This is a genomic window from Lysinibacillus odysseyi 34hs-1 = NBRC 100172, from assembly GCF_001591965.1.
Classification (GTDB): domain Bacteria; phylum Bacillota; class Bacilli; order Bacillales_A; family Planococcaceae; genus Lysinibacillus_B; species Lysinibacillus_B odysseyi.
The window spans coordinates 1-16,417 of the sequence record NZ_BCVX01000009.1 but is presented as its reverse complement, the minus strand read 5'-3'; the positions used below and the strand labels follow the sequence as shown (position 1 = coordinate 16,417).

General features: G+C 38.8%; 15 protein-coding genes and 1 pseudogene. 4 read left to right on the top strand and 12 right to left on the bottom strand.

Going from position 1 to position 16,417, the window contains the following annotated elements; all coding sequences use genetic code 11:
* Positions 1-3: 3 nt before the first annotated feature.
* From BOD01S_RS14890 to acsA, 5 genes are all read right to left on the bottom strand, one after another.
* Positions 4-1,131, bottom strand: coding sequence for an acetylornithine transaminase (locus BOD01S_RS14890; protein ID WP_036156186.1), 1,128 nt, complete (start codon positions 1,129-1,131; stop codon positions 4-6).
* Between the two features lie 12 nt (positions 1,132-1,143).
* Positions 1,144-1,911 carry an acetylglutamate kinase gene (gene argB / locus BOD01S_RS14885; RefSeq protein ID WP_036156184.1) on the bottom strand — a complete coding sequence of 256 codons (768 nt, stop codon included), beginning with the start codon at positions 1,909-1,911 and terminating at the stop codon, positions 1,144-1,146.
* Positions 1,874-3,094: a bifunctional glutamate N-acetyltransferase/amino-acid acetyltransferase ArgJ gene (gene argJ, locus BOD01S_RS14880; RefSeq protein WP_269845635.1), complete on the bottom strand. Its 1,221-nt coding sequence runs from the start codon at positions 3,092-3,094 to the stop codon at positions 1,874-1,876. The genes argB and argJ overlap by 38 nt, the downstream gene beginning before the upstream one ends.
* A 12-nt stretch (positions 3,095-3,106) precedes the next feature.
* Positions 3,107-4,141 (bottom strand): N-acetyl-gamma-glutamyl-phosphate reductase, encoded by a 1,035-nt coding sequence (gene argC, locus BOD01S_RS14875; RefSeq protein ID WP_036156182.1) that lies wholly within the window; start codon positions 4,139-4,141, stop codon positions 3,107-3,109.
* Between the two features lie 349 nt (positions 4,142-4,490).
* Positions 4,491-6,218 carry an acetate--CoA ligase gene (acsA, locus tag BOD01S_RS14870; RefSeq protein WP_407656004.1) on the bottom strand — a complete coding sequence of 576 codons (1,728 nt, stop codon included), beginning with the start codon at positions 6,216-6,218 and terminating at the stop codon, positions 4,491-4,493.
* A 166-nt stretch (positions 6,219-6,384) separates the two neighbouring features.
* On the opposite strand from acsA, the gene BOD01S_RS14865 reads away from it, so the two are divergent.
* The 3 genes from BOD01S_RS14865 (at position 6,385) to BOD01S_RS14855 (ending at position 8,969) form a co-directional block, all read left to right on the top strand.
* A complete protein-coding gene (locus BOD01S_RS14865; protein WP_036156180.1) occupies positions 6,385-7,017 on the top strand; it encodes a GNAT family N-acetyltransferase in 633 nt (210 codons plus the stop codon).
* Positions 7,018-7,167: 150 nt separating this feature from the next.
* Positions 7,168-7,815, top strand: coding sequence for an acetoin utilization AcuB family protein (locus BOD01S_RS14860; protein WP_036156178.1), 648 nt, complete (start codon positions 7,168-7,170; stop codon positions 7,813-7,815).
* Complete coding sequence (locus BOD01S_RS14855) at positions 7,812-8,969, top strand: acetoin utilization protein AcuC (RefSeq protein WP_036156176.1); 1,158 nt, start codon at positions 7,812-7,814, stop codon at positions 8,967-8,969. The genes BOD01S_RS14860 and BOD01S_RS14855 overlap by 4 nt, the downstream gene beginning before the upstream one ends.
* 150 nt (positions 8,970-9,119) lie before the next feature.
* Here the strand turns inward: BOD01S_RS14855 and BOD01S_RS14850 are convergent, their stop codons facing one another.
* Together BOD01S_RS14850 and BOD01S_RS14845 are read right to left on the bottom strand one after the other, a co-directional pair.
* Positions 9,120-9,659 (bottom strand): hypothetical protein, encoded by a 540-nt coding sequence (locus BOD01S_RS14850; RefSeq protein ID WP_036156174.1) that lies wholly within the window; start codon positions 9,657-9,659, stop codon positions 9,120-9,122.
* Positions 9,660-9,747: 88 nt separating this feature from the next.
* Positions 9,748-10,198, bottom strand: a pseudogene (locus tag BOD01S_RS14845) (NUDIX domain-containing protein).
* A gap of 446 nt (positions 10,199-10,644) precedes the next feature.
* Between BOD01S_RS14845 and BOD01S_RS14840 the strand changes: the two are divergent.
* Positions 10,645-10,899: a GlsB/YeaQ/YmgE family stress response membrane protein gene (locus BOD01S_RS14840; RefSeq protein ID WP_036156170.1), complete on the top strand. Its 255-nt coding sequence runs from the start codon at positions 10,645-10,647 to the stop codon at positions 10,897-10,899.
* 543 nt (positions 10,900-11,442) lie between these two features.
* Here the strand turns inward: BOD01S_RS14840 and BOD01S_RS14835 are convergent.
* From BOD01S_RS14835 to BOD01S_RS14815, 5 genes are all read right to left on the bottom strand, one after another.
* Positions 11,443-12,714: a histidine--tRNA ligase gene (locus BOD01S_RS14835; protein WP_036156168.1), complete on the bottom strand. Its 1,272-nt coding sequence runs from the start codon at positions 12,712-12,714 to the stop codon at positions 11,443-11,445.
* A gap of 402 nt (positions 12,715-13,116) precedes the next feature.
* On the bottom strand, positions 13,117-13,554 hold the full coding sequence (locus BOD01S_RS14830) for a rhomboid family intramembrane serine protease (RefSeq protein ID WP_169745622.1): 438 nt from the start codon (positions 13,552-13,554) through the stop codon (positions 13,117-13,119).
* 242 nt (positions 13,555-13,796) lie between these two features.
* Complete coding sequence (locus tag BOD01S_RS14825; RefSeq protein ID WP_036156164.1) at positions 13,797-14,255, bottom strand: site-2 protease family protein; 459 nt, start codon at positions 14,253-14,255, stop codon at positions 13,797-13,799.
* 256 nt (positions 14,256-14,511) lie between these two features.
* On the bottom strand, positions 14,512-15,450 hold the full coding sequence (locus BOD01S_RS14820) for an anti sigma factor C-terminal domain-containing protein (protein ID WP_036156162.1): 939 nt from the start codon (positions 15,448-15,450) through the stop codon (positions 14,512-14,514).
* The gene (locus BOD01S_RS14815) at positions 15,443-15,931 is read right to left on the bottom strand and encodes an RNA polymerase sigma factor (protein ID WP_244887320.1); all 489 of its coding nucleotides are present in this window, start codon (positions 15,929-15,931) and stop codon (positions 15,443-15,445) included. The genes BOD01S_RS14820 and BOD01S_RS14815 overlap by 8 nt, the downstream gene beginning before the upstream one ends.
* Positions 15,932-16,417: the final 486 nt, after the last annotated feature.

The following is a 16,417-nucleotide window of genomic DNA, read 5'->3' as shown; positions in this document are numbered from 1 at the left end:
TTTTTACTTAGTAATAACTGATTTTAAAATATTCACTGCTTCATCAATTTCCTCTTTCGATACTGTTAACGGCGGGAGTAGACGGATTACATATGGACCTGCCGCCACCGTAAGCAAGCCTGCCTCATCTAAGGCCGCTACATAAGGTGCCACCTCTTCACCCCAGCCCACTCCAAGCATTAGGCCTTTGCCATTTACCTTTGCGTGCGGTAATGCTTCTTTCAGTCTGTTAATAAAATAAACGGATTTTTCTTGTACACTTTGCAGGAATTCATCCTTGAATACTTCTCCAAGCACTGCCTGTGCCACCGCTACGCCCAGCGGATTTCCCCCGAAAGTAGTGCCATGTGTACCGGCGCTGAACGTATCGAACATTTCCGCTGTTCCTAAAATACCACCAATCGGGAATCCACCGCCAAGTCCTTTTGCCATGGAGACAATATCCGGCTTTAATACGGTTTGTTCAAATGCAAAACGTGTACCGGTACGACCAATTCCTGTCTGTACTTCATCTACGATTAATAAGACATCTGTTGACTGGTGAATCTCATTGATCGCTGCCGCAAATTCATCCGTTACTGGATTAACACCGCCTTCACCTTGAATAAGCTCAAGCATGATAGCAGCTGTTTCTCCATCGACGGCAGCCTTTAACGCTGCCGCATCGTTAAATGGCAAAGTAATAAATTCACTTACAAGCGGGCCAAAACCATTCCGTACCTTATCCTGACCTGTAGCACTCATCGCTCCGAATGTACGCCCATGGAATGACTGCTGAAAGACAATGATTTTATGTTTTCCGGTATGTTTCCGTGCCAGTTTAATCGCTGCCTCATTCGCTTCAGCCCCACTGTTACAGAAGAATGCATGGGATAGATGAAGATTTTCCACCAGCGTTTCAGCAAGCTTTTCCTGTCCGGGACTTTGAAACAGGTTACTAATATGCCATAGCTTCTCGCTTTGCTCCTGAATAGCCTTTACGAGGATAGGATGTGCATGCCCTAGAGCACAGACAGCAATCCCGCTTGTGAAGTCCAAATAACGCTTGCCGGTTGAATCAAATACTTCTGTTCCTTTCCCCTCTACAATGGCAATTGGCCGTCTTGCGTAGTTTTGAAATAATGCACCCATTGTTCTCTTCACTTACCCTTCTTTTTTAATTGTCGTACCCTGCAATGCATCGTTCACAATTTGGACAGCTGGAATGCCTGCCTGCAGACAAGCAACTGCTCCCTGCACCTTCGGAATCATCCCTCCGTAAATGTGTCCTTTTTCTATCCAGCCTGCAATATCTGTTTCAACTGCAGTTACTTGATAATCATCCTTGATCCGAATGCCTGCAACGTCTGTTACAAGCAGCAAGCTTTCTGCATGGACAGCCAAAGCTATTCCACTTGCCACCGTATCTCCATTGATATTTAGCGCCTGCCCTTCTTTTGACATACCTATGCAGGCAACTACCGGTACGATACCTGCTGCTGTTAACGTATCAAGCAACTGTGTATTTACACGCACGACTTCTCCGACAAACCCATATACGTCCTGATCTAAATATGTACTTTCTAATAATGCTGCATCAAAGCCATTTAATCCGATTGCCGGTATGCCTGCTGCATTCAATTGTTGAACAAGTGCCGGATTGACTTTACCGATTAATGTAGATTGTACAATATCTATCATTTCTTCACTAGTGACACGCAACCCATTAATAGTATAGGACTCTATATTTTCCTTTTCCAACGCACGATTAATAGCCGGACCGCCACCGTGTGTAATAATGATTTCATATCCTTCATTCTGAAGTGCTTTGAAATTACGAAAGAAGGCTTCATTTAAGCCTTCTAGTGTACTTCCACCAAGCTTTACTACTATTTTACGAGCGGTATGATGCATTGATTTGGACATAGTCATATGTTAAATCGCACCCCCATGCAAATCCGTGCCCTTTACCTACTCCGAGAGACACATAAATTTTTACTTCTTGCTGCTTCAAAATTTCAATGAGCTCCTCTTCTGAAAAAGAAATCGGCTCTCCATTTTCCACCATCGTGGCCCCGCCAATTTTTATTGTAATGCTGCCAGGGTCAACTGTAGCACCACTGTAGCCTACTGCTGCGATAATACGGCCCCAGTTGGCATCACAGCCAAAAACAGCTGTCTTGACTAATGGAGATCCTACTACCGTTTTGGCGATTTTACGAGCTTCTTCATTAGAAACCGCCCCTTCCACCTCTACCTCTATCAGCTTTGTTGCGCCTTCACCGTCACGGGCAATTGATTTTGCTAAGTCCTCCGCTACCAAACGAAGTGCTGTATAAAAGTTTTCCCAATCCGGATGCGCCGGCGACAGTGGTGTATTTCCCGCCAATCCATTGGCCATTACCACTACCATGTCATTTGTCGATGTATCACCGTCTACCGTAATGGCATTAAATGTCACATTTGTAATGGCAGATAACGCCTGTTGAAGCTCTGCTGATTCGATAGCTGCATCTGTTGTGATAAAACCGAGCATTGTCGCCATATTCGGTTCGATCATACCGGAGCCTTTTGCTGTTCCAGATATAATTACTTCCCTATCATCAATAGTTGTAATATAGGTTGTATTTTTCATTACTGTATCAGTTGTTAAAATAGCCTGTGCAAAGTCTATGCCGCTTTCCAGCTCAGCATCCGGTACTAACATTTCGATTCCTTTCTTTACCGGTTCCATTTTCATGACCTCACCGATGACACCGGTTGAAGCTACCCCTACAAGATACGGCTCGATTCCCAACTTTTGGGCAGCAAGAGCCTGCATCTCATAGGCATCGGCTATCCCTTGTTTACCAGTACACGCATTGGCATTCCCTGAATTTACGATGACCGCCTGCATTTTACCAGTATTATAGACGACTTCCTTTGTTACCTTCAGAGGAGCCGCCTGCACGGCATTCGTTGTAAAGACACCTGCTACAGAAGCAGGGACATCGCTGACCAATATAGCCAAATCTTTTTTATGCTTTTTAATGCCGCACTGGACGCCGGCAGCTGTAAAACCTCTTGGTGATACAATATTTTTGTTCTGTATTTGTTTCATTTCAATCATCGCCATAATTATTCCTCCTTATATGAATAACGGTACAACCTGTAATCCTAATGTCTGCGGTAAATTCATTTGCACATTCATATTTTGGATTGCCTGGCCAGCCGCACCCTTTACAAGATTGTCAATCACGCCTATAATTGTCGCGCGTCCTGTCCTCTCATCCAGCTTGGCAAATACATCACAATAGTTCGACCCTTTTACCCTGTTCGTTCCTACAGATGTCGCATCCTCTACTACCCGTACAAACGGCTGGTGCTCATAAGCAGCTTGTAGACAGTCTGTAAGCTGTTTCTGCGTGATGCCCGGCATTACCTGTGCATATGAAGTAGATAAAATACCACGTGTCATCGGAACAAGGTGCGTATTGAACGAAATTTTCGTCTCTACTCCGGCAAACATGCTGATTGCCTGCTCAATTTCGGGAATATGTTGGTGTTCATTAATTTTATAGATAGAAAGTGATTCGTTAGCTTCGCTATAATGCGTTGTTTGTGAAGGCTTATTACCTGCTCCTGATATTCCGCTTTTTGCATCTATTATAAGAAAGCTTGGATCAATGCATTTTTCCTTAATCAATGGAAGCAGGGATAGTAAAACAGCTGTTGGATAGCATCCTGGATTAGCGATTAATGCTGCTTCCTTAATTGCCCGTTCATTCCACTCTGTCAACCCGTATACACTTGCTTCTACTATTTCTGGCGGGGGCGGCGTTTTTTTGTACCACGTTTCATAGCTGTCAGGATTCTTAAGCCGAAAATCTCCCGATAGGTCAATAAGCTTTGGGCCGCGATTTACCAATGGAGGGAAGAGATCGGTCGAAACCCCGGATGGTGTGCTGGCAAATACAACATCAAATTGGCTCAGCACATCATAGTCTATTTTTTGCAGCGGCTGTTCATACATATTTGCTAGATGAGGGAATTTTGAAGAAAATAGCGTCCCCTCCTCAGATGATGTAAACAATTCCAGCCTTTCTACTTCCTTATGATTGTATAAAAACCGAATTAGCTCCAAGCCACCATAGCCTGTGGCACCGATAATACCAACTTTCATGTTTATCCCCCTATAATCCGAATAACGCCTGCCGCTTCAAAACGGCCGATACCATTCTATACTCCTCTTATTTTCTCAAACTGTAAGATAAAAATAAGTATAAGCATGTATAAATATTTAGTCAACTGTATTTTTATATAAATATATACTATTCCGAATATTTAGCTTACATGCTTTGTATGTAATTTCTTTTACTCATTTTTCTTTATAAAAAAGAGGGTATTTCGATTTATTTTCGAAATACCCTTTTTAAGCAAATATTACAATATGCATTAATCTGTATAAAAATTAATATCTATAAAATAATATTTTGATAACTTTTTTACATTTTTTATTTATCCTAAAATAACTAATCTTCCATTGTCGATAGATCACCTGCGGGTAAATCAAGCTCCCAGGCCTTTAGGACACGCCGCATAATTTTACCGCTGCGGGTTTTCGGTAATTTATCCTTAAATTCGATTTCTCTAGGGGCAGCATGTGCAGAAAGCCCGCGTTTAACAAACTCTTTAATATCTGCCTCCAGCTCTTCCGAAGGATTGACACCTTCTCGCAGTGCTATAAATGCTTTAATGATTTCCCCCCGTACAGGATCCGGCTTGCCAATAACCCCTGCCTCTACAATATCAGGGTGCTCCAGTAATTTGCTTTCTACCTCAAATGGGCCGACTCGTTCGCCTGCTGTCATGATGACATCATCCACACGGCCTTGAAACCAAAAATACCCATCCTCATCCTTATAGGCTGAATCCCCTGATACGTACCATTCTCCTTTCAAAAAATAGGAGTCATACTTTTCAGGATTATTCCAGATTTTGCGCATCATGCTCGGCCATCCTTTTCTAATCGCCAAATTCCCCATTGTAAATGGAGGCACTTCCTGACCATCATCATCTACAATCGTCGCATAAACACCCGGTATTGGCTTGCCCATAGAACCTGGCTTAATGTCCATACTTGGATAGTTGCAGATCATATGACCACCCGTTTCAGTCATCCACCATGTATCATGGATACGGTGTCCCAGCTCATCAGCGCCCCATCGGATCACTTCTGGATTTAACGGCTCCCCAACCGATAATATATGTCGAAGTGAAGAAAGGTCATATTGTTCCAATACACCTCTGCCTGCTCCTGCCAGCATGCGGAATGCTGTCGGTGCACTATACCATACTGTTACCCCATAATCCTGTATAGCTCGATACCATGCCTGTGGACTAAACCGCCCTCCTAATATTAAGCTTGTCGCACCGTTTAACCAAGGTCCAAAAACACCATAGGCTGTACCTGTCACCCAGCCCGGGTCAGCGGTACACCAATAAACATCTTGATCATTCAGATCCAGTACCCACTGTGTCGTCTGGTATTGTTGTACCATTGCATAATGGACATGGAGTACACCTTTTGGCGCTCCTGTAGAACCGGAAGTATAATGAAGGACCATCCCGTCTTCTTTATCGACCCATTCGATATTAAATTTGTTCGAAGCAGACGCCATCCGTCTATTGAAGTCAACAACCTTTTCTGTTTCTTCAATATCCTCTCCAACAAGGAAGATCGTCTTTAAATGCGGCAGCTTTTCTACCGGCACGCGTGAAAGCAGGTCAGGCGTTGTTACGATTGCTGATGCCTCACTGTCTGCAAGCCGGTCATATACGGCACCTTCCATGAATGCTTCAAATAATGGACCGACAATCACACCCATTTTCAAAGCACCAAGCAGTGAAAAATACAGCTCCGGAGAACGCGGCATAAAGATAAACAAGCGATCCCCCTTCTTTAAGTTCGTTGCATCTTTCAGCACATTTGCTGCCTTATTTGTCAGCAGCTTCATTTCATTAAACGAATAGGCTTCTTTGCGGACGCCGTCATTATAATAAAGCGCCACCTTGTTTTTCCGGCCGGTTTCTGTATGACGATCGATTGCCTCATATGCCATATTTACCTTTCCGGTCTCATACCAGCTAAAAGCTTTCTCCGTTTCCTTCCAGTCATGTGTTGCAGCTGTTTCCTCATAGCTTGCTAAGCGATGATCCCCTGGAATTACTGCTAGTTTCTCTATCATTTTCATCCCCATGAAAACTACCCCTTTCTTCGAGAACATAATTATATTCTACAATATAAGATTATTAATTACCAAAATATTTTTAATATTTTCACAAATTAGATATTTTTCGCAAATAGCAGCGTTATTTTGCATAAAATAAGTTATAATAGTTTTATCATAATTTGGTGGTGTGGAAATGGAACATAAAAAAACATTTTATAGTGTAGAAAAGGAAACAAGGCATGGCACGGTGCTTGTAGAAGGTCCCATCCCGTCAGAGCAGCTTGCATTATATACATTGCATGAACGCCTGACCGCTTTCAGGCCCCCTAAACAACAGCATGAGGCGCTTGTTAACATTGCAAAGCTTGAGGAAGGAAGAATTGTTATTGTACGGAGCGGTGAAATCGTCTTGGGCTATGTTACATATTTATACCCCGATCCGCTTGAACGATGGTCGGAGGACCGTATAGACAATATGATCGAGCTGGGAGCAATAGAAGTGATTCCCGATTACCGCGGGACGGGCGTGGGTAAAAAGTTATTGGAAGTATCTTTTATGGATGAAGCGATGGAAGACTACCTCGTGATTACAACGGAATATTATTGGCATTGGGATTTGAAAGGGACAGGCTTGAATGTATGGGATTACAGAAAAATGATGGAGAATATGATGAGTGTTGTTAACTTTGAATATTATGCTACGGATGATCCTGAAATTACCTCACACCCTGCCAACTGCTTAATGGCCCGTGTCGGAAAACGGGTAGGCGGAGATACAATGGAGCGATTTGACAGACTGCGCTTCAGAAACCGGTTTATGTATTAGAGATTCTAGTTACGAGTGTCCTATGATAAAAGACACTCCAATTTTACTTTTTAGTGTCATAGATTAGGAATGGCAAGCAATATCTTCTATAATAAATAAAATAGAGAAAAATAGATTAATTCACAACATTTACACAAAGGGGAATGGTATATGATTGTTGAAGAAATTATGCAGACGGACCTGTATACACTGGCTCCCACTGATACAGTAGGTGACGCTGTACGACTTATGAGTGAAAAGAAAGTACGGCATTTGCCAGTTGTTAATGAAAACTTTGAAATTTTAGGTATTGTGACAGGGCATGATCTGAAAAATGTGCTTCCTGCCTTTCAGCATGAGAAGCAAAATTCCAGTATATATGATGCTCCTCTCGAACAGATTATGGTGAAGGACCCAATTATCGGTCATCCCCTGGATTTTGTAGAGGAGGTCGCTGTTACACTTTATGAAAATAGAATCAGCTGCCTGCCGATTGTCTCAAAAGGAAAACTTGCGGGAATCGTGACGACAACTGATGTGCTATATCGGTATATTGAACTGACGGGTGCCAATCGCCCTTCATCCAAGCTGGATATTCGCGTTACTAATAAACCTGGAATACTATATGATATTACACGTATTTTCCGGCAGCATAAAGTTAATGTGCTTAGCATACTTGTTTATCCCGATTCTGAAAATGAAAATAGCCGTATTTTGAGTATCCGCCTGCAGGTAATGAACCCGTTGGCAATTATTGAAGACTTACGAAAAGAAAAGTTTGACGTACTCTGGCCAAACTTACCTGGAATTGAATTATGAAAAATGCTGTTTTTATTTACTCACCAGATCAGCTCGGCTATAAATTTTCAGACACACACCCGTTTAACCATAAGCGTTTAATACTTACAATGGACTTACTAAAAAAAATCGGTACACTTTCAGATGACGATATTGTACCCGCACGTATAGCAACCGATGAGGAAATTGCCCTTGCCCATGATCCGCGATATATCGATATCGTTAAAAAGGCAGGCCATGGGGAGCTGACACCTCAGCAGGGTGAATCTTATGGCATTGGTACAGAAGATACACCTATATTTACGAATATGCATGAAGCAAGTGCCCTTCTTGTAGGCGGTACATTACAGGCAGTCGATCAAGTGCTTCAAGGGCACGCACGGCATGCTCTAAATCTGGGAGGCGGTCTGCATCACGGCTTCCGAGGTCGTGCATCCGGTTTTTGTATCTATAATGACAGCAGTGTTGCCATTCGTTATATGCAGGAAAAGTACGGACTTCGTGTCCTCTATGTCGATACGGATGCCCATCATGGGGATGGTGTACAGTGGGCATTCTATGATGATCCGAATGTTTGTACGCTTTCCATTCATGAAACAGGACGTTACCTTTTCCCAGGCACAGGCAATATTACGGAGCGCGGAAACGGGAAAGGTTATGGAACTTCCTTTAACTTCCCAATTGATGCCTTCACAGAGGATGAAAGTTTTCTGGAAATCTATGAAGCTTCTATGAGAGAAGTATTTGAATTCTTCAAACCGGACGTTGTGTTAACGCAAAATGGTGCGGATGCGCATTATTTCGACCCGTTAACACATCTATATGGAACAATGAAGATTTATCGGGAAATCCCGAAACTTGCCCATAAGCTGGCGCATGAATACTGCGATGGCCGCTGGATTGCTGTCGGCGGAGGAGGTTACGATATTTGGCGGGTAGTGCCGCGTGCATGGTCACATATTTGGGTTGAGATGACAGACCAGCAGCACCCTACAGGCCCTCTTCCACAGGAATGGTTGGATCGCTGGCAGCATGAAGCTCCCGTACCTCTTATACCAACATGGGAAGATCCGAGTCCCCTATATGAACCAATTCCGCGTAAGGCGGAAATCGAAGAGAAAAACGCGCAGATGCTCGCGAAGGCACTACATATGATTCGCAACGAAAAAAGATGATATTACCTGAGTGGCCGCTTTTGATAGTATAAAAGCGGCCACTTTTACTATTAATTCTACCTATAATTTATTAAGAAGTTTGACCATTTCCTGAGGGTGCTGTTCCACAATTGCGCCTTTTAATTGAGTAGACACTTTTTATTTTGGGTATTAATTTTGACAAAAGATAATGTGATCATTTGGATCTAAAACGTGCAAATCATCAGCAATATACCCACGTAACCACAACACGCCCTCAATCTTTCTTAGATAGAAGCCTTTCGGAAAATCTACATCATTAGAAAATATCTCCGTTGCTACTTTAACAGCACAATACGGAGACCGATTTTTCCAAGCAGGCTTCCCTAAATAACCTTCTGGTTGGTCCAGATAGTTTAATCTTAAGTATGGACCTAACTCTAGTGGGCATAATTTTAAATCCAGTTGTTTCGCTTTTTTATAAACCTGAGGTATAGTGGCTCCTTCGGGAAAGCCAAGATCTCGCACCTTGAGTTCAACTGTCTTCACACTGTAGATTTTATCGGAGACAATAAATTTATCATTAGCAAATAACTGCTCTGCAAATTTATTTAACAAAATAGAATGCTGTTTTAATTTTTGAAAAAGTTGCGATTTTGTAAGACCGCCAATTTCAACTGTTCGAACAGTGATCGGGCAGTTGGGGTATATTTCATCTTTTTCAATACTCATTTTCTGTCACTCCTTACGAATTAACTTATTCTGCATAATGGTCCGATTGTTGAAGTTCGCTATTCAATTAGAAACCCTACACTTATTTTTAATCATTAAAAGCATTTATTGAAGATTGGATTCTAATCAAAGTCTCCGCTCGATTAATGCTTTCCTTTAAATAAATTGGTGAATTTGGATAGCTTAATACTTCCTCAGTAGTTAACCATAATACATTCTCTACTTCATCAGTACTTTTAGAAAATGCTTCTCCTGATTCATATTCACAAAGAGAAACAATATCCACAACACTTTCGCCTTTATTTGTTACGAGCGATGGACTATGTATATAACTTAGCCCATCTTTTACATTGACACCTACTTCTTCTAAAATTTCTCGCCTCAATGTCCCTCTATTATGTCCGACGAATTCCCTTCTTTTTCTACCTTTCCCCCAACAGGAGAAAGCAGACTACCAGCATGTTCCTCCTTCTTGCTTCTTTCATAATAAGCCACTTATCATTTTTCCTTACAACACCTTCAACATTTACGATAAACATTTTGAAGTACCCATAATAAATTACCCTAATTATTTCTTCAAAGTTTGTAATTTCCCCTTCTGTTATATAAATTCTGTTAGGAATCTTATTCCGCCGTCTGGCCCTATTGCTGAAAAAGCATAATTCATCTTCATGATTTACGCCTGATTGTTGAATACAAGTACTTCTTTAAAAATCACACCAATCTCGAATCTACAAAAAATAGACATAAATGCTATCTTAGTTTAAGGAAATAATAATAGACGCACTATTTTTTACTTATTTTTCAACAGGCCATAGATGATTTTGTCATATAGAAAAACATTAAATATAATAATGTCCACTATCTTCTTTGAAACTTCTACAAAATTTTATTTACTCCACCTTCTTATGGTTTAAAGGGAGTTAATAAAGGTTATAAAGCACTATAGCAAAATATTTAAAATACAAAATAGGAGATGGAGAGTATGAGTTTCATTTGGTTTTTAATAATTGGTGGGCTTATTGGTTGGCTTGCAGGTATAATTCTGGGGAAAGATATCCCAGGTGGAATTATTGGTAATATTATCGCAGGTATTATCGGTGCATGGATTGGTGGTATGCTTCTTGGAAGTTGGGGTCCTAAAATTTCTGATTTCTATATCTTCCCTACTCTCATTGGAGCAATTATACTAGTTTTCATTGTGAGCTTAATTATGAAATCATTGCGTAAAGCTTCATAAGCTATATAGATATTTTACTTTATTTCTATATGATTAAGTGAATCGGATGCAACAAACAATAAATGGTAATTGTGTTTAGAATAAAAAAGCGGCCTTCCATAATCTAATCTGTGGAAGACCGCTTTTACTTTGTTCTTATTTACTTAACAATCCTCGTCTCCGTGAATCCATGAAGAACAGAACTGCTTATTCAACAAAAGCGCCCGATTGTTGAATAATAGAAAGTATAATTTTCATTTTGAATGCTTTACAAGCAATTCAAGGCTGATACAATATATTTTTCACTTAATTTTATTTAGTGGTTATTTACGATTGGATTACATGTGAAAATGGCTTTAGTAAATCATATTTATAAGGATGATAAGCACAAGAAATTCCTCAATCCGGTTTAAGGAAAGGGATTGGACTGAATTAATGTTACATGAAGGTTATTAAACAGCGATACTCGATTACATTAAGGAATTTATTAAACTACAGCTCCTCCTTTATTAATTAGCAATTGGAGATGTAATTCTCTACCTTAAATTTAGTCACAAAATAACTTTAAAACGAGAATGCCCTCTTCTCTACTTCTCCTGTGTTCATATTCCTTAATTGGTACTGATTATTAACAACCTCATCTTCGCCAAGTACAATAACCTTTGACACATTTCCCTTGTTTGCTCTTTCCATTGCCTTACGAACCTTCTTGCCACTAAGTTCAACTTCTACTCGATTGCCTTCATTACGCAATGCCCTTGCTAGAACAAGCGCCTGTTTTACTGTACCGATTGGAATGATATAAATATCTACAATTGCATCAGAAGATATTTTGCCAGCTAATTCAAACGCTGTATAAATAACATCTAAACCAAAGGAGATTCCAACTGTCGCAAAGTTTTGGTCACTCCCGATCAAGCCCCCAATCGCATTATCATAACGACCTCCACTGCCGATACTCGACTTGATAGACCCATTACGCAGGAAAATTTCATAAATTGTACCTGTATATATTTCTAATCCACGGGCTAAAAACGGGTGGAATATACAATTGTCTGCTATTTGAAGTGCTTCTAAATACTCTTTTAGTTCACGTAACTCTGCCAGTCCTTCTCTAACAAAAGAGTTTGATGAGATATACCGATCAAAATAATACAGTGACGGCTCTGCATCTAAAAACCCTTCAATCGCAGTAAGTGAGGCATCACTCAAAGTCAATTCAGTAAGTTCTTTTAGTAATGTAGCCCGATCAATTTTCTCCATTTTATCTAACACTAAAATAACCCGGTTCATATATTCCTCTGGAACTTCAAAAATTTGCAGTAATCCGTACAGAAGCTTGCGGTTATTATATTGAATGAATATATCGACATCTAATTTACTAAACGCATCCACTGCTATCAACATCAGCTCTGCCTCGGCTGCTTGTGATTTCACTCCCACAATATCCACATCACATTGTGTAAATTCACGGAAACGTCCAGCTTTAATAGGACCATCGCGAAATACCTTCCCAATTTCATAGCGCTTAAAAGGCATTGGAATTTCAGGATTCATAGCAACTACTTTCGAAAATGGAATCGTTAAATCATAGCGAAGTGCTAAATCTCGTTCACCCCGGTCTGACAGTGTATACATTTCTTGCAAGATTTCTGCTCCACCTGCATATTTGGATGCCATTAGCTTCGAGTAGTGAATAATTGGTGTTTCAAGCGGCTTACAACCATACAATATAAACGTGTCCTCCAGCGTACGACGGATTTCCCTCCGCATTACCTCTTGTTCCGGTAAAAAATCCTGCGTTCCCCTTACGTTTTGATAGTCCATCTTTTTCATAATTAAGTCCTCCTTAGTTTTAGGCAAATAAAAAAACCGTATAAAACAAAGCTCCACAACGGCTTTAGTTATACGATTCAATGGGAAATAGTCTTCCTATGCAATATTAAAAAAATTAATAAAGATAGCAAGACTATTATGTATGATGATGTGTAGTAGTGAAAATTGTAAAGACAACTCTACTCATATTATTGCCTCCCTTTTAAATTAAAAGTAATATTACAGGAAATTGACAGGAGATACAAGAGAAAAGATTCAATATATTCTGCATTTAATTTACTGTTGATTTATTGAAGGGTTTTAGTCCTTAACACAAAAAAAGCATAATTCCTAATGCAGAATTACGCCCGGTTATGGAAGATCAAATTGTAATTTAACAGAGGAAATGTTTAAAAGGCAATTTTATAATAATATGCCGATGATTAGAAAGAAGAAAGTAAGAAGTGCACCGATAACAGCACCAATCAAATGAACCGTGAATGCACCCAAATTAAAAAAATTGCCGATAATGAAATACCCGATTGTAAATTGAACTGGATAGGATTTAAAATTTAGATTTAAGAAAGTTGGATCCTTGAAATGTAAAATAATTATACAAATAATCAATGCATAAATTCCCGGTGATGCGCCGTTTCCATCCGTATAAGATATAAGAATTGAATAAATTATGTAAGTGCCGATATTACCAATTAAATAAATGAGTAAAAAAACCAAACGGCCAATCTTATCTTCTAAAATAAGTCCAACATAGTAAATACCAAAAACATTTGCTAATAAATGCAAAATATTTTTATGAAAAAATGCTCCTGTTAAGATTCGATACCATTCATTTTGTTGCATCAGATTAAAGCTTTTGCCACTCCCGAATTGGAATAGAACCCCATTAAATACTAGCCTATCAAAAATGAATATTGAAATATACAAAAAGGCAAGTACCAATGAAACAATGGGTAGATTCCTGTTATTAGTCACTATAAACCAACTTCCCCCTAACATTAGATAATAACTAAATCATATTTCCTTATTTCAACAAATCAACTACTCAGATACTTATTCTTTGGAACTTTAACACTTTTCAATGGTTAGATATCTCGCTTTCCAGTACGCAACAATTGGACACATTGAAGCCCATCTGATTCTAATTTTGAACTAGGGAATTTGAAAGGAATGATATTAATAAGAGCTGTAATGTAGGAAGCAACGATAAATGCCCTATACCAATCCGCATATTGTGCATCCCCGACTATCCAGATGAAAGTTGCAGTGGATAGATTAAAAATAATTCCGCCTAAATTAATTAGAAGTTTTTTAAACGTAGCTAACGAATCAATGTTCCCCAATGAACAATAACCGGTCCACCAACTGCTCTTCTTTATGACGAATTTATTAAATCTAAAAAAGTCTTCTCCAACACCTAAACGAATTTCTTTAACTTCTCTTCCGAATAATATAACAAATGCAGCGTGCCCTAATTCATGAATTATAACTACTAACGGAATATAAACTATGTACATCATAAAATTAATGAAATCATTTTGCATGGCATACTCTCCATAAAGTATTTTTGATATTATAAATAGTTATTTTCTACAAAATAACTTTGAATTCCTTTGAAATATTACAGAACCGGTGTTCGATAATATTCCACAAAAGTTTGTTATTCAACAAGTTGGACAGATTGCTGAAAAAGGCACAATTCTTCTTTAAGAATTACGCCCCTTTCTGTAATAATGGCCAGCTTCTATTAGTTGGCTTGTTTAACATTTTATAATGCAAAAAAATATTATTTATTTTATCCTAATAATTCTCAATGACTCCTCCAAGTGAAGAAGCTTTAACGTAAGGATTCTCAAGGATTTCTTCTAATTCATCCTTCGTTCCATAAACGACTGCCCCTAATATTTCTACATCCTCTAATTTGATATCTTTCATCTTGTTAAAAGCATTCTGGTGATTAGAAGAAATACTCATTTGCAGTAATTCTAGAAATTGTTCATAATCCCCTTCTAAATCATGGATTGAAATATAAGGCGCGTTTATTGAGAAGCCTAGCGCTTCTTTTTCTCTAATAAATGTTGAAGACCAATCATTTTCTTTTGCTTCTTGTTGAAACTCGTTTAATTGTTCACTACTATAAGTGTCTACCCAAAACCATGTCATTTCGGGAAGCTGTATGAAAAGTTCACTTGGTTTGTAAGGCTGATTAAAGGAAAGTGCCACTTCATAAATTTTATCGCCTTGCATACGCTCAATCAGTTCTTCATCATCTTTATATTTTTTATAGGATACATTCGGATGGAAAAACATCATTTCTCGCCAACCATTTTCTTTATAGCCAAATTGCCACTCTTCACCTGTAATACCTATTTTGCCACCTGAGCCTCTAGATGTTAAAACAGATGAGATGAGACCAAAAGAGTATTGTTTTCGTTCGATAACAACTGATTTGATTTTAAAGTCTTTCGAAATTTCATAGTTGCTTACTCCACCTAATATAGCTTTGGAATCTACGGTTTCACTTATATATCCGTTTGGCGTGCTGAGACGGACATAAGCATCCCATTGCTTAAAAGCCTTTTGGCTATAATGTGCCGAAATTGCAGAATTAGCTATGTTTAAAACTACGAATACCACTATAGAAATGATAATAACGGTAATGATTGTCTTCAATTTCCCTCTTCTAACTGCTTTCTTGATCTTCTTTTCATCAAAAAAATCATTTGAAAAATCATTCATGCAGCTCCCTCCACTTCTTTTGAAATTCTTTTCTTGCCCGAAATAAATAAGTCCTAACCGTTTCTTCCTTCATTCCCAGTAACAAAGCTATCTCTTTATAACTAAGTTCCAGCTCATATTTTAATAGTAAAAGCTGTTTAAAGACTTCTTGAATACGATCTAAAACAAATGCTATTTCATGATTCATTTCAATCGTTAATACACTCAGTTCCGTATCTAGGTCATTAGCAAAATTGTTCCAAAAATGATCATCGTCAATCGAAATGGATTGTTCCTTGCCCCGTTTCCTTAACAATTTTTTAAATTCATTCATGGAAATCGTAAAAATATAGGAGAGTACTTTGTCGGAAGGAACACCACTGCTATAAGCAATGAATTTCGTATAGCTTTCTTGAACAATATCTTCTGCATCTTCATGACTACAGCCGTTCTTTTTTAAATAAAAATAAATCATCTTTGCTTGCTTCTTGTATATCTCCAACAAAAGATGGGAATCCATAGGCACTCCTTTCTAAAGCCTTCACTAATACAGAGTGTATTTGTAACAAAAAGTTTACAATAAAATGAGAAATAAATTTTTGCTAGATGAACCGTGTCGTATTCCAGCCTAAATTTTAATTAAACATTATTATAAAAGATCAAACCTTTTCTATTTTTATGTAAATTTGTTTTGTATGGAAATGTATAAAAAATTTTTTACCTTTTTTAAAAGTGATTGATAAAGCAAGTCGAGGTCCCTCCTTATGGAGCGTTAGGTTGATTAGCCTAATGAAACTTATATATTGGAAGAAGTTTATTATGACATTTTTCGCAGACAAAGCCGAGTAAAATTTTTACTGTATCACCAACAAAGATGAGCACTATGGCCGTTAGACAACAATTCATCGCAAGTGAATTAGGGCAGCTTATACTACAGCAGAGTATATGGAAAATTATGCTTAAAAAGAAAAACACTCACCTATTAGGG